Here is a 15216-nt window from a genome sequence, read left to right on the forward strand (position 1 = left end):
AGGTAAGGACTTAACATCAGGATGATGTCAGGGACACCGCTCAAGGAACAAGTGATGAGAGCTAACTAGGATAGTTAGTGGACCAGGATAGGTCAAGGACACCGCTAGGAAGGCGACGAACGGATTAAGCTGAAGGATTCAGCACACTTATCAAGGAATAGATGCAGGGAGCACCTATTAGTAGCTGGATTGCTGCGAGTAAGACTATGACCCCGATGGGCTTTTGCCCTCGGGGTTTTTCTTTTTAGTCACGCTATCATTTTCCGTCAGTACTATCCCTGCAATGCACTGACCAAAACGCACAATAATCTGCTTTCCCTCTATAAAATAGTCACCCAATAAAAAACCCCAGTCGCTGATGCATACTGAGGTTTAAGGCGCTCTCTTACTTAAAACGTCTGACTACATTTTTTCTAACTTCGCATAAGCGGTAACTAGCCATTTAATCCCTTCGCCATTAAACGCGACTTGTACTCGGCTCTGAGCACCACTGCCTTCAAAGTTAATGATAGTGCCTTCACCAAACTTAGGATGTTTCACGCGAGCACCTAGAGTAAAGCCTGTCTCGTTAAAACTTTCTTTCACCACCGTTTGACTGAAACGACCACTAGAAGCAGGTCGACTCACCTGTGCTTTCATGCGCACTTCATCTAGGCAGTTCTCTGGCATCTCACGAATAAAGCGCGATGGTTTATGGTATTTGTCTTGCCCGTACAAACGACGCATTTCTGCATACGTGATATAGAGCTTTTCCATCGCCCGAGTCATACCCACATAGCACAAGCGACGTTCTTCTTCTAAACGCCCTGCTTCTTCAGCTGACATTTGACTTGGGAACATGCCTTCTTCAACACCAACCATAAATACAAGCGGGAATTCTAGACCTTTTGCACTGTGCAACGTCATTAATTGCACTGCATCATCAAACTCGTCGGCTTGACCTTCACCGGCCTCTAAAGCTGCATGAGTCAAAAATGCGTTTAACAACGTCATTTCCTCAGCTTCTTTAGGCTTTTCATATTGGCGAGTTGCTGTGACCAACTCTTCTAAGTTTTCTAAACGAGCTTTGGATTTTTCACCTTTCTCTTGCTCATACATAGTGTACAAGCCTGATGCATGAATCACATGGTTGGTTTGTTCGAAAAGTGGTAACTCAGCCGTATCATCTTCCAGCGCATTAATTAGTTCTACGAAACGGCTTAAAGCCGTTGCTGCCCGGCCAGCAAGTACTTTCTCTTCAAGAAGAGCAACACTGGCTTCCCATAAAGTACAACCGCGATCACGAGCCGCAAAACGAATCGTTTCTAAGGTTTTTTCACCCAACCCGCGCGTTGGTGTATTCACCACACGCTCGAACGATGCATCATTGTGACGGTTAGCCATTAAACGGAGATAACACAAGGCATCTTTCACTTCTTGGCGTTCGAAGAATCGCATCCCACCATAAATACGATATGGCAGATTACTTTGTAGCAAGGCTTCTTCCAGCACGCGAGACTGGGCGTTATTACGATACAAAATAGCACTGTCGGTGAGTGCCCCACCTTTGTCTTGCCAATCTTTAATTTTATTGACGACAAAACGCGCTTCATCTAATTCGTTATAAGCTGAATACACCGAAATAGGTTCGCCTTCGCTACCATCAGTCCACAACTCTTTACCCATTCGCTCAGTATTATTTGAGATCAAGGTGTTCGATGCTTCCAAAATCGTTTTTGTTGAACGGTAGTTCTGTTCAAGACGAATAGTATTAACGCTTGGAAACTCTAAGGTGAATTTCTCAATATTTTCAACTTTAGCACCACGCCAACCGTAAATGGATTGGTCATCATCGCCGACAATCATGACATGAGTGTCAGCGCCAGCCATCATACGCAGCCATGCATATTGGATATTGTTGGTATCTTGGAATTCATCGACCAGAATGTGTTTAAAGCGAGCTTGATAATGTTCTCGGATAAACTTGTTATCACGCAGCAGCTCTAATGCACGCAGTAATATTTCGGCAAAATCGACCAAACCTGCACGATCACACGCCTCTTGATAAGCACTATAAATCTGCAAATAGGTTTGCGTCACAGGATCATGGTAAGCATCAATATGAGAAGGACGTAATCCTTCATCTTTTTTACCATTGATCCACCAAGATACCTGACGAGGTTGCCACTGTTTCTCATCTAAGTTCTGCGCTTTAATTAAACGACGCAATAGACGCTGTTGGTCTTCTGAATCAATAATCTGAAAATCTTCAGGTAATTTGGCATCAAGATAATGGGCGCGCAAAATGCGATGGCAAATACCATGGAATGTGCCATTCCACATGCCTGAAGCACTTCCCATCATTAGCTCTTCAATCCGGCCACGCATCTCGGCTGCCGCTTTATTCGTGAAGGTCACCGACATGATGGAAAATGGTGACGCCTGCTCAACAGAGAGTAACCAAGCAATACGGTGCACCAGCACCCGCGTTTTACCACTACCTGCCCCCGCCAGTACGAGAAGGTTTTCGAGTGGAGCGGCTACAGCTTCACGTTGTTTGTCGTTTAAACCGTCGAGTAAAAGAGAGGGATCAATCATGGTTAAGCTACTGGTTATTTATACATAATGGCAAAGAGTATAACCCTAAATGGCACCAAGATGCTCGTGTTGTAGGCAATTTCTTTTTCAAGAGAAGGGAATTTGCGAGAAAGGAAACATTCCACATCAGCGAGAGGGGCTGATGCGGAAAAATTTTTATTCAACTTAAGATGGCAGATCAGTCGGTTGATTGGTTGGCATAACATTACCGAAATGTGGGCCACCATGCATTCCTGGCATTGGAATACAACCAGACATACCTGCAACCACTGCTAGCACAAGCAAACCTTTCATTAAAGTTTTCATATGATGACTCCTAAACAATTCATCTTGCTGAACGATTTTACAGCAAAATTCACGAAGGAAAACCCAGCAAAAACGTGGAGAAAATCGCCTAACAAGTGGTGAAACTGGTGCCAACATTCGAGACAGCCCAGCACCTACCCCTCTGAAATTCATCTTGTGATGTAACAAAATAGCTTTGGTAAACAAAGAATTAAAATAAAATTATTTTGAACAGTGTTTCTTATTTTAAGATGGGAATTTTTCTAAAATTCTCATCGAGTTGAAGGCATTGACGCTAAAAGCTGGCTAATAACATTTACAGAAATTTACTCTGCTTGAATAAAAATCAAGGCTGCAACGCTCCATTTCTTTGCGCCAAAAACAAAACAGCCTCGCAAATGCGAGGCTGATTTAATAAGAATTAGCTTATGCAGCAATTCCAGCATGACGCAGAAGCGCATCAATTTTTGGCTCACGACCTCGGAAGCGTTTGAATAGCTCCATAGGCTCTTCGCTACCACCCATTTCAAGAATGTTATTCAAGAAACTTTGACCAGTTTCTGCATTGAAAATACCGTCTTCTTCAAAGCGTGAATACGCATCCGAAGAAAGAACTTCAGCCCATAAATAGCTGTAGTAACCTGCGCTATAGCCACCAGCAAAGATATGACTAAAGCCATGTGAGAAACGATTCCATTCTAAGCTTGGTAGAACCGCGACTTTCTGTTTCACTTCCGCTAGCGTTTCCAATACACGAGGTCCCACTTCTGGGTCGTAATTGGTGTGCAGAGTGAAATCAAACAAACCAAATTCAAGCTGACGCAAGATAAACATCGCAGACTGGAAGTTTTTCGCAGCGAGCATCTTATCTAACATCTCTTTTGGTAGCGGCTCACCCGTTTCGTAGTGACCAGAAATAAACGCAAGCGCCTCTTCTTCCCAGCACCAGTTTTCTAAGAACTGACTTGGCAGCTCAACCGCATCCCAAGGTACACCATTAATACCCGATACAGAGCCAACGCCAACTTGAGTCAGCATATGGTGAATACCATGCCCCGTCTCATGGAAGAGCGTCACAACTTCATCGTGGGTAAATAACGCAGGCTTATCACCAACAGGACGGTTGAAGTTACACGTTAGGTAAGCAACTGGAGTCTGCAGCTCGCCATCTTTGGTAATGCGTCGCACACGGCATTCATCCATCCATGCGCCACCACGTTTATGTTCACGGGCGTATAAATCAAGATAGAAACTACCGCGCAGTTGCTCGTTGCTATCAAAGATATCGAAGAAACGGACCGATTCATGCCAAGTTTCGACGCCTGTACGCTCAACAACCTTCATACCAAACACGCGGTTTAGGACTTCAAATAGACCATTAACAACTTTGTCTTCAGGGAAGTAAGGACGCAGCTCTTCATCAGAGATTTGGAATAGGTGCTGTTTCTGTTTTTCACTGTAATAAGCGATGTCCCATAACTGCAGCTCGGTAACACCAAACTCTTGTTCAGCGAATTGGCGTAGCTCTTCAACTTCGCGTTCACCTTGAGGCTTCACTTTCACCGCTAAGTCGTTAAGGAATTTCAGTACCTGTTCTGGCGATTCAGCCATTTTGGTCGCTAGTGATTTTTCACTATAAGAGTTAAAACCAAGCATACGTGCAATTTCATGACGTAGTTTTAGCTCTTCCGCCATCACTTCAGTGTTATCCCATTTACCCGCATTCGGGCCACGATCTGAAGCTCGAGTCACATACGCTTCGTAAAGTTCTTTACGTAGTGCTTGGTTATCACAATAAGTCATAACAGGTAAATACGAAGGAATATCCAGTGTTAATAGATAACCGTCGATGCCTTTTGCTTCAGATGCAGCCTTCGCCGCTGCTAATGCAGACTCTGGCATACCAGACAGTTCTTTTTCGTCGGTAACCTGTTTGCTCCACCCCATGGTGGCATCCAGTACATTGTTAGAGAATTTCGAACCTAGCTCAGAAAGGCGTTTGCTGATTTCACCATAACGTTTTTGCTCTGCAACAGGCAGACCAATACCAGACAGTTCAAAATCACGTAGTGCATTTGTGATGGTTTTCTTTTGTGCCTGAGTGTAACCCGCAAATTCAGCACTCGCTTTAATCGCTTTATAGGCTTGGAACAGACCTTTGTGTTGACCAACCCAAGTGCCATATTCTGATAATAAAGGTAAACAGCTTTCATAAGCTTCACGCAGCTCTTCGCTATTCATCACTGAGTTCATATGACTCACAGGTGACCAAATACGGCTTAGGCGATCATCCACTTCTTCGATCGGCGCTATCACGTTGTCCCAAGTAGGCTGAGTATTCTCTTTAAGAACAGCTTCAATTTGTGTCCGACAATCTTCAATTGCTTTCTCAACAGCCGGCTTAACATGTTCCGGTTTAATCGCTGAGAACGGTGGCAAATCCGTAAAAGTAAGAAGTGGATTAGACATATGACGTTCCTTTTTCAGTAAAACGGTGGGTCGCTAAATTTCGACCGAGACAATTAGTTAAATATAGGTAGATTAAGTAATTTTCAATAGTGATGCTTACGATAAGTTCACAATTGATACTCGAAGCTCTCCTGCATGACTCTCCAAAAGCCGAACGTTAACGTATATAATCATGTTTATATTTTATCTACTGATGATCGCCCGAACCGGGTTTTGAGAGAATAATTTGCTAAGTTATCGTCACAGCTTCCACGCTGGCAACCATGCCGATGTCGTTAAGCACATCGTACAAAGCTTGATCTTGTCTTCGTTACAACAGAAAGAGAAACCTTTCGTTTATCATGATACGCATTCAGGTGTTGGCCGTTACGATCTCACCCATGAATGGTCAGAAAAAACAGGCGAATACAAACAAGGTATTGCGCGCTTATGGCAGCAAAATAATATTCCAGAAGACATTCAAAGTTACCTCGATGCAATCCGCGAACTCAATAACGATGGCGAACTGCGTTACTACCCAGGCTCTCCTCGCGTAGCACGTACTCACTTACGTCCACAAGATCGCATGGTGTTAACGGAATTACACCCGAGTGACTACCCACTTTTAGAACAAGAGTTCCATCGCGATCGACAAGTAAAAATCTTTAAAGAAGATGGTTTTGCTCGCTTAAAAGCCAGCTTACCGCCCCAAGAGCGTCGTGGATTAGTTTTAATCGATCCACCTTATGAGTTAGCTCACGAATATCGTGACGTAGTGAATGCTATCGCACAAAGTTACAAACGTTGGGCAACAGGCATTTACGCTATTTGGTATCCTGTGGTCAATCGCTGCGATATCGAAGATATGATCGAAGGATTAGAAGCTTTAGGTATTCGTAAAATTTTACAAATAGAACTGGGTGTATCTCCCGATACCAATGAACGAGGCATGACTGCCTCTGGCATGATCGTGATTAACCCGCCGTGGAAATTAGAGAGCCAGATGAAAGTTGTTCTTCCATTTCTGCAACAAGCGATTGCACCAGCAACAGGCCACTTTAAGGTAGACTGGATTGTTCCTGAATAATCAGGCATAACAAATAGCAGAAACGAAAAAGCGGTAAGAAAACTTGAGTTCGGTAATTCGATCCCAATCTCATTAGGTTAACAATGAAATGGCGCTCACGACATTGAACTCGTTCTCAACCGAGTATCGGAGTGACTAAAAATGGAGAAAGTAATGGCAACGCATTTTGATTATATCTGTATCGGTGGTGGCAGTGGCGGTATCGCTTCAGCTAACCGTGCAGCCATGTACGGCGCCAAAGTCGCGCTGATTGAAACCAAAGATCTTGGCGGCACTTGTGTCAACGTTGGTTGTGTTCCAAAGAAAGTAATGTGGCATGGAGCGCAAGTTGCAGAAGCAATGAACCTCTACGCAGCCGACTACGGCTTTGATGTTGACATCAAAAAATTTGATTGGGGCAAGCTTGTTGAAAGCCGCCAAGCGTATATTGGTCGAATTCACCAATCTTACGACCGCGTATTGGGTAATAACAAAGTGGAAGTTATCCGTGGCTTTGCAAAATTTGTAGATGCCAAAACGGTAGAAGTAAATGGCGAACATTACACCGCAGATCATATTCTTATCGCAGTGGGTGGCCGTCCAACCATTCCAAACATCCCAGGCGCGGAGTACGGCATTGATTCCAATGGCTTCTTCGAACTGAAAGAACAGCCAAAACGTGTTGCTGTTATTGGTGCTGGTTACATCGCTGTAGAAATTGCTGGTGTGCTCAATGCACTTGGTACAGAAACACATCTATTCTGCCGTAAAGAATCCCCACTGCGTTCATTCGATCCTATGGTTATCGAAACCTTGGTTGAAGTCATGGAAGCAGAAGGTCCAAAACTTCATACGCACAGCGTGCCAAAAGAAGTGATCAAAGAAGCCGATGGTAGCCTTACCGTTCACTTTGATAACGGCAACAGCCAAAACGTCGATCAACTAATTTGGGCGATCGGTCGTCACCCAGCAACAGATGCGATCAATTTAGCAGCAACAGGTGTAGCGACTAACGAACGCGGCTACATTAAAGTTGATGAATACCAAACCACTAACGTTGACGGTATTTACTGCGTTGGCGATATCATGGAAGGCGGTATTGAATTGACCCCAGTGGCGGTAAAAGCAGGTCGTCAACTATCAGAACGTCTATTCAATGGTAAGAAAGATGCCAAGATGGACTATGATCTGGTACCAACCGTGGTATTTAGCCACCCTCCAATCGGAACCATTGGTCTAACTGAACCTGAAGCTATCGCTCAATACGGTGAAGAAAACGTTAAAGTGTACAAATCAGGCTTTACCGCCATGTACACCGCAGTGACTCAACACCGCCAACCTTGTAAGATGAAGCTAGTTTGTGCGGGCCCTGAAGAAAAAGTAGTTGGTCTACACGGCATTGGTTTCACTATGGATGAGATGATCCAAGGTTTCGGTGTAGCAATGAAGATGGGCGCAACCAAAGCAGATTTTGATTCTGTGGTAGCAATTCACCCGACAGGTTCGGAAGAATTTGTAACAATGCGTTAGGCACAAAGCTTTACATTTCAAGCATGGCTATCTGGTTAGCCATGCTTTTTCTTATCTCTTTCGTCAATTTATCCTTCCTTGATATTTTCATTCCTTTACGCCTTAAAAATTTCATAAAAGAATCACGTGCTGATATTCAACATATAGCCCACTCATACAGTATAAAATATTTATCACTTTGCTTTATATAAATAAAATTCTGCTATTCATTTCAAAAATCACCTATTTACACTACTAATCGAGTGATTATTTTTTGCGTAAGACCATTGTTTTATGGTGATAAAAGAGGAAGATGAGCATTAACAAAACCTTGCTATCTATACTTAAGCCGTTATGCTGATTTTAAGCGTACGGAATATACACAGCGATCAAGTTTAAAACGGTCAACACGGAGTGTTAACCTTGTATTAACCCTCCCCAGACTAGAATTTTATGATTCTATCCAAATACCATTATTCACCGAACTTAACGTTTATAAAGACTTAGGTGCTTAGTCTGTCATTTTTGCTGTGAAACTATAGATAATGCAGCACGTCAGTGGTAAGCACAAAATAATTGTTATCAGGAGATAAACTATGACGAAAGTCTTGCCTAGATACCGCAATTCTATGATTGCCATAGGCTTAGCGTTGGCATTGACAGGCTGCCAGAAGGAAGCCTCAGACAACGTCACCAATCAACAACCTCAAGCAGTTGCTGTCGACACGGTTGTTCTTCACTCTCAGCCAATTGAAATTACCGATCAATTACCAGGCCGCACTAGCGCATACCGCGTTGCTGAAGTACGTCCTCAAGTTGAAGGTATTATTATTAAACGTCTGTTTGTTGAAGGTAGTAACGTTGAGAAAGGCGATGTTCTTTACCAAATCGACCCAGCAACTTATGAAGCAAACCTAGAAAGTGCTAAAGCAGATTTAGCCTCTGCTCAAGCCACCTTAGTTAAATCTAAGCTGCAAGCAGATCGTTACGCTGGCTTGGTAAAAAACCGAGCTATCAGTGAACAAGATTATGAAGACGCCATGGCCACTTATCGTGCGGCACAAGCTTCTGTTCTTGCTGCGAAAGCCGCTGTAAAAACAGCACAAATTAATTTGGATTACACCAAAATCAAAGCGCCAATTTCTGGTCGTATCGGTAAATCAACCGTGACTGAAGGTGCCTTGGTAACGGCAAACCAATCTGACTACCTAGCAACCATTAGACAGCTTGACCCACTTTACGTTGATATTTCTCAGCCAAGTAGCACTGTGCTAAAACTTCGCCAACGCGCTAAAGCACAAGGCGGTGATGATGCGAAAAATCCTAAGTTAACAGGTATTACACTAACACTGGATGATGGTAGCAAAGTTGACCAGAAAGCAACCCTACAATTTGCAGATGTTTCTGTTAACGAGTCAACAGGTACTGTAAACCTTCGTGCACTACTTCCAAACCCTGACGACACTCTGTTACCTGGATTATATGTTCGTGCAACTGTTCCAGTAGATTACAAAGCAAAAGCGTTCTTGGTTCCTCAAGCAGCAGTTTCTCGTGACACGCAAGGTCGTGCACACGTCAATATCGTCAACAGCAATAACAAAGTTGAAGACCGTGTTGTCGAAGCTGACCGTGTGATGGGTCAAAACTGGTTAGTAACCAGTGGCCTTAAGGACGGCGATCAAGTCGTTGTTACTGGTTTACAAAAAATCCAGACAGGTAGCTTAGTTGCACCGAAAGAAGTAGACAAAAAATAGGAATTCTGTTTTATGGCTCGTTTTTTCATCGATAGACCCATCTTTGCTTGGGTTGTCGCGATCTTGATTATGCTCGCGGGGATTCTGTCTATTGAAACCCTACCTATTGAGCAATATCCGCAGATCGCTCCACCATCAGTTACCATTTCTGGTACCTATACTGGTGCTTCTGCCAAAACGGTAGAAAGTAGTGTTACTCAGGTTGTCGAACAAAACATGAATGGTATCGATAACCTGTTGTACATGTCTTCTAGCAGTGACTCATCAGGTCAATTCCAAATTCAGTTAACCTTTGCTACAGGTACCGACCCTGATATAGCTCAGGTCCAAGTACAGAACAAACTGAGTGCGGTGGAATCCACCTTACCCGATTCGGTGGTCGACTATGGTATTACTGTAGCGAAATCGACGTCGAGTTTCTTAATGGTGGTCGGCTTCATATCTGACGATAACTCAATGAATAACAATGAATTATCTGATTATGCCGTATCCCACATTAAAGACCCATTAAGCCGCGTACAAGGTGTTGGTGAAGTTCAAGTATTCGGTGCTCAGCACTCAATGCGTATATGGTTAGATCCAAACAAATTGAACAAATTTAATCTAACACCAAGTGATGTAACTAGCGCCATTTCAAGCCAAAACACGCAAGTGTCTGTCGGCTCTTTAGGTGGTACTCCGGCTGTGAAGGGGCAACAAATAACTGCGACCATTACGGCTCAAGGACGTTTACAAACTGTTGAACAGTTTAAAAATATCCTGCTAAAAGTTCAAAGCGATGGTTCACAGGTACGCGTCCAAGACGTCGCTCGCGTTGAGATTGGTGGTGAAAGCTATACCGCCGTTGCCCGTTATAATGGCAAGTACTCAACCGGTATCGCGATCAAACTTTCCAGTGGTGCTAACGCCCTTGATACCGCTGAGAATGTGAAAGCAAAAATGGCTGAACTTTCACCTTACTTCCCACACGGAATGAAGGTTGTTTACCCATTTGATACCACACCATTCGTTAAAATCTCTATCGAAGAAGTTGTTCACACTCTCGCAGAAGCCGTTGTGTTGGTATTCATCGTGATGTTTGTGTTCTTGCAAAACTTCCGCGCGACATTAATACCAACCATTGCTGTGCCTGTCGTACTGCTTGGTACGTTCGGTATTATGGCTAGCTTTGGCTACTCGATTAACACCTTAACCATGTTTGGTATGGTGCTGGCGATTGGCTTGCTGGTGGATGATGCCATCGTGGTGGTCGAAAACGTGGAACGTGTGATGGAAGAGGATGGCTTATCGCCACTCGAAGCGACACGTAAATCCATGGGTCAGATCACCGGCGCCTTGGTGGGTATCGCTCTGGTATTGAGTGCCGTATTCGTTCCAATGGCTTTCTTTGGTGGCGCATCCGGTGCTATTTACCGTCAGTTCTCACTAACGATCGTATCAGCAATGGTTCTATCTGTTCTGTGTGCGATGATTCTGACACCAGCATTGTGTGCAACGATCTTAAAACCTCGCCGTCAAGGTGAAGTCCATATCACGAAAGGGCCATTTGCTTGGTTTAATAATAGCTTCAATAGTGGTACAGATCGCTACCAACGATTTGTTGCGGGTAGTTTGTCGAAAAAAATCCGCTATGTGGTCGTTTATGTGGTGATCGTCGGTGGTTTACTTGTCTTGTTCCAACGTCTACCGACTTCCTTCTTGCCTGAAGAAGACCAAGGCGTTGTTATGGCAATGATTACCCTTCCAACCGGTGCGACTCAAGAACGTACTATGGCGGTAGGTAAAAAACTGCAAGACTACTTCCTCACCAAAGAAAAAGAGAACGTCGACTCTGTATTTACCATCGCCGGTTTTAGTTTCGCAGGTAGTGGTCAAAACATGGGGATGGCGTTTGTAAAACTGAAAGACTGGGATAAACGTCCTCGTGAAGATCAATCAGTTAATGCCATTATTGGTCGAGCCTGGGGATTCCTAGCTACAATCAAAGAAGCGCAAGTGTTTGCCTTCAACCTTCCGGCAGTTCCTAGCTTAGGTACATCCAGTGGTTTTGATGCTTACCTTGTTGATAATGGTGGCTTAGGTCATGAGAAGTTATTGCAAGCTCGTAACCAGTTGTTAGGTATGGCAGCACAAGATCCCGTCTTAACGGCTGTGCGTCCTAACGGTATGGAAGATGGTCCTCAGTTCAAAGTCGATATCGACTATGAAAAAGCGATGGCAATGGGTGTATCGGTTAGTGATATTAACTCAATGCTATCTACAGCTTGGGGCTCTAGCTACGTTAATGACTTTGTCGATGGCGGTCGTATCAAAAAAGTATACGTGCAAGCTGACGCACCTTACCGTATGAATCCTAAGGATCTTGAGTTATGGCACGTACGTAACGAAGATGGTGATATGGTCCCATTCGGTGCCTTTGCAACTTATCACTGGGATTATGGTTCACCACGTCTGGAACGTTTCAACGGTACTGCGTCAATGAACATTCAAGGTACTGCCGCTGCAGGGTACAGTTCTGGTGAAGCGATGGCAGAAATTGAAAAACTTGTTAAAAAACTGCCAGATGGTATTGGGGTTGACTGGGGTAGTATTTCTTACCAAGAACGTCAATCCTCATCGAACTCTGGCATGCTATATGGTATTTCATTGTTGATCGTATTCTTGTCTCTCGCGGCATTGTACGAAAGCTGGAGCGTACCATTCTCCGTTATCCTTGTTGTACCACTAGGTATTTTAGGGGCGGTATTAGCAGCAACGTTCAAAGGGTTGTCAAACGACGTTTACTTCCAAGTTGGTTTGTTGACGACCATTGGTCTATCGGCAAAAAATGCCATCTTGATTGTAGAATTCGCCAAAGCCTTGTATGACGATGGCATGGGACTGGTTGAGGCTACCGTTGATGCATGTCGTATGCGTTTACGTCCAATCATGATGACCTCTTTCGCCTTCATTCTCGGCGTGTTACCTCTAGCACTAAGTACTGGTGCTGGCGCCGCTAGCCGAAATGCTATCGGTTGGGGTGTGGTTGGAGGTATGTTATCCGCGACTATTCTATCGATATTCTTTGTACCAGTATTCTTTGTCCTTGTGATGAGTTTGTTCAAAACGAAACGTCACAAAATTGGTGAAGACACGGTAGAGGAGAACAGTGATGCAAATTAAACTGTTACCATTAATCGTTGCAGCCGCTCTAAGCGGCTGTAGTTTGGCACCAGATTATCAGCAACCATCTTCATCATCGGAGCAACAGGGTTGGTCTGAAACTGCTGGCAAACAAGACATGGAAACTGCGCTGCCAAATTGGCGCAGTTTTATGGCCGATAAACACCTGCAAATGCTGGTTGAAACGGCACTCAAAAACAACAAAGACCTGAAACAAACCATCCTTGATGTAGCATCACTTAAAGCACAATATCGTGTTCAGGATGCCGCACGTTATCCTGGATTAGATGCTTCAGGCAGTTTTGCTCGAACTCGAACATCTGATGCCTATACTGGTGCAGGAAAAGTTTACAGCAATAAAGACTTAGCAACTGTCGGTATTACAAGCTATGAACTCGATCTCTTTGGTCGAGTTAAGAGCTTGAGCGATCAAGCATTAGAGAGCTACTTAGCGTCTGATGAAACTCGCCGTAGTGCCGTGATCAGTTTGGTTGCTCAAGTGGCTTCTGCGTACATGACCTTGATTACTAATCAGGAATTGTTAGAGCTATCGCAAGACACAGTGAAAGCCTATCAAAAAACCTTAAACTTGGTTGAGACTCGCTACAAAGCAGGTTACAGCGATGCATTAACATTGGCACAAAGTAAAACCGCGCTGCATAGTGCGCGTGCTACTGTCGCGCAATATAAACTCGCCGTTGCCCAAGAGAAAAACACCTTACGCCAACTTGTTGGTGCGCCAGTTAAATGGAAAGGTCAAGATCGCCTACCAACAGAAGACGGCAAAATGCTGTCTGAGTTGAAAGTCGGTTCTAACTCTAAGTTGATTTTGCATCGTCCAGATATTTTGGCAGCAGAACACACTCTAAAATCTGAAAACGCGAACATTGGCGCTGCTCGTGCAGCATTCTTCCCAAGCATCAGCTTAACCGCAAATGCAGGGACAATGAGTAGCTCAATGAGCAACTTGTTTAGTTCGGACTCAGGTTACTGGACATTTGCACCGTCACTTTCTCTCCCAATCTTTGATTGGGGTAGTAATTCAGCTAACTTGGATGCAGCAAAAATTGAGAAACAATCTTCAATTATTGCTTACCAAGAAGCAATTGAAACTGGCTTCAAAGAGGTGTCTGACGCCTTAGTAGGTCAGGAATACTACATGGAAGAGTGGAAGGCGCAGAAAGCCAACCTACAAGCCAATGAAGACTATTACAAGTTAGCTCAAATGCGTTACCAAAAAGGTAATGATAGCTATATCGATTTATTGGATGCTCAGCGCTCTTTGTTTAGTGCTCGAGAAAGTGAACTTTCTGCTCACTTGAACTTGTTAACCAGCCGTATCGACCTATTCAAAGCATTAGGTGGTGGCTGGACAGCGGCAGACCAAGAGAAATCAACATCAGTGAAAGAAGCGATGAAAACCATCGAAGACTAACTGATAGCCGTTCTTCAATAAAAAAACCCCATGCAAATGCACGGGGTTTTCTTTTTTAACAATACCGTCTATTTAGAAGTCACACAGAGAACATTAAGTAACGATGTGCCTTTTAAATTATTGGTTTTACCATTCATAAATAGGCCACGATGATTCCAGCCCCAATAAGGTAAATTGATAGGCCAACGCTCTTTTTGCATCACACCAGATTGCAGCAAATCTCGCCACTCTAACTCAGTAGCAAGGCGCATGTTAATACGGCTACACGTTTTCTCTGCATGATCGTAATCCAAGCGATTCCACGGTAAATCCTGATCCATATAAAATTGAATTTTATCATCATTAATATAAGGTACCGCAAAGTTTAACTTACCCACTTGAGCTTGGCGGCGAATCTGAATTTTATTCTGTGGCTCTATCGGCTTCGTTACTGGAACACGTTTAGCTGGGACTTTTTTCTCAACCGCCATCATTTTAGTCATGGTTTGCGGGGCTTTTTTCACCATGGCAGGAGCTTTCATGGTTTTACCTTTCTGAGAGACTTCGCGAATAAATACTTTTTTGTAGTTAGGCAAGGTCCTTACTCGCAACATATCCGCTTTCGCTTTTTTGTAGTCTTCATAAGGGCCGATTAAGCAACGAACTCCGTTGTTTTCAGGCTTTAACCACACATCAGTCGTGATCTTGCGATATAACGGTTTTGCTTTTTCTAGCGACAAATGATCACGCATCATGCCGCATTGGATCCAAAACTGAGAGCCTTTATGTTTGGGTGTTCTATCTCCCCATAAACCATCCCCAATCGGGCATGACTTATCGAGCACCGGCAGAGCATTACTGCTGGTTTGTTTAGCATCACAGAGAAAGCTTTGAGCACTGACTAAAGATGAGTACAGCGGAGCGGCAATAACTATCAGGCTCAAAAGTAATGCTTGGGTAACTTTGTGGTGACGTTCCATTCTCATCTCCATCTTATCCCT

At 43.9% G+C, this 15216-nt stretch carries 9 protein-coding genes; 5 read left to right on the plus strand and 4 right to left on the minus strand.

Annotated elements, in window-relative coordinates:
• Window positions 1-402: 402 nt before the first annotated feature.
• The 3 genes from uvrD to prlC all read right to left on the minus strand — a co-directional run bounded on the left by uvrD (window position 403) and on the right by prlC (window position 5331).
• Entirely contained in the window at window positions 403-2577 is a 2175-nt protein-coding gene (gene uvrD, locus F9817_RS18725; RefSeq protein ID WP_161157697.1) for a DNA helicase II, read from the minus strand.
• A 165-nt stretch (window positions 2578-2742) separates the two neighbouring features.
• Complete coding sequence (locus F9817_RS18730) at window positions 2743-2883, minus strand: hypothetical protein (protein WP_161157698.1); 141 nt, start codon at window positions 2881-2883, stop codon at window positions 2743-2745.
• Window positions 2884-3288: 405 nt separating this feature from the next.
• Window positions 3289-5331, minus strand: a complete 2043-nt coding sequence (gene prlC / locus F9817_RS18735) for an oligopeptidase A (protein WP_161157699.1) — start codon at window positions 5329-5331, stop codon at window positions 3289-3291.
• 226 nt (window positions 5332-5557) lie between these two features.
• On the opposite strand from prlC, the gene F9817_RS18740 reads away from it, so the two are divergent.
• The 5 genes from F9817_RS18740 (at window position 5558) to F9817_RS18760 (ending at window position 14236) form a co-directional block, all read left to right on the plus strand.
• Window positions 5558-6397, plus strand: a complete 840-nt coding sequence (locus tag F9817_RS18740; protein WP_161157700.1) for a 23S rRNA (adenine(2030)-N(6))-methyltransferase RlmJ — start codon at window positions 5558-5560, stop codon at window positions 6395-6397.
• A gap of 153 nt (window positions 6398-6550) precedes the next feature.
• Window positions 6551-7906 (plus strand): glutathione-disulfide reductase, encoded by a 1356-nt coding sequence (gene gorA, locus F9817_RS18745; RefSeq protein ID WP_161157701.1) that lies wholly within the window; start codon window positions 6551-6553, stop codon window positions 7904-7906.
• 575 nt (window positions 7907-8481) lie between these two features.
• Window positions 8482-9639 carry an efflux RND transporter periplasmic adaptor subunit gene (locus F9817_RS18750; protein ID WP_161157702.1) on the plus strand — a complete coding sequence of 386 codons (1158 nt, stop codon included), beginning with the start codon at window positions 8482-8484 and terminating at the stop codon, window positions 9637-9639.
• 12 nt (window positions 9640-9651) lie between these two features.
• Window positions 9652-12801 carry an efflux RND transporter permease subunit gene (locus F9817_RS18755; protein WP_161157703.1) on the plus strand — a complete coding sequence of 1050 codons (3150 nt, stop codon included), beginning with the start codon at window positions 9652-9654 and terminating at the stop codon, window positions 12799-12801.
• A complete protein-coding gene (locus F9817_RS18760) occupies window positions 12791-14236 on the plus strand; it encodes an efflux transporter outer membrane subunit (RefSeq protein WP_161157704.1) in 1446 nt (481 codons plus the stop codon). The genes F9817_RS18755 and F9817_RS18760 overlap by 11 nt, the downstream gene beginning before the upstream one ends.
• A gap of 68 nt (window positions 14237-14304) precedes the next feature.
• On the opposite strand, the gene F9817_RS18765 is transcribed toward F9817_RS18760, so the two are convergent.
• On the minus strand, window positions 14305-15195 hold the full coding sequence (locus F9817_RS18765) for an SPOR domain-containing protein (protein ID WP_237476290.1): 891 nt from the start codon (window positions 15193-15195) through the stop codon (window positions 14305-14307).
• Window positions 15196-15216: the final 21 nt, after the last annotated feature.

Source organism: Vibrio eleionomae (genome assembly GCF_009874545.1).
In the GTDB taxonomy this organism is placed as follows: Bacteria; Pseudomonadota; Gammaproteobacteria; order Enterobacterales; family Vibrionaceae; genus Vibrio; species Vibrio nitrifigilis.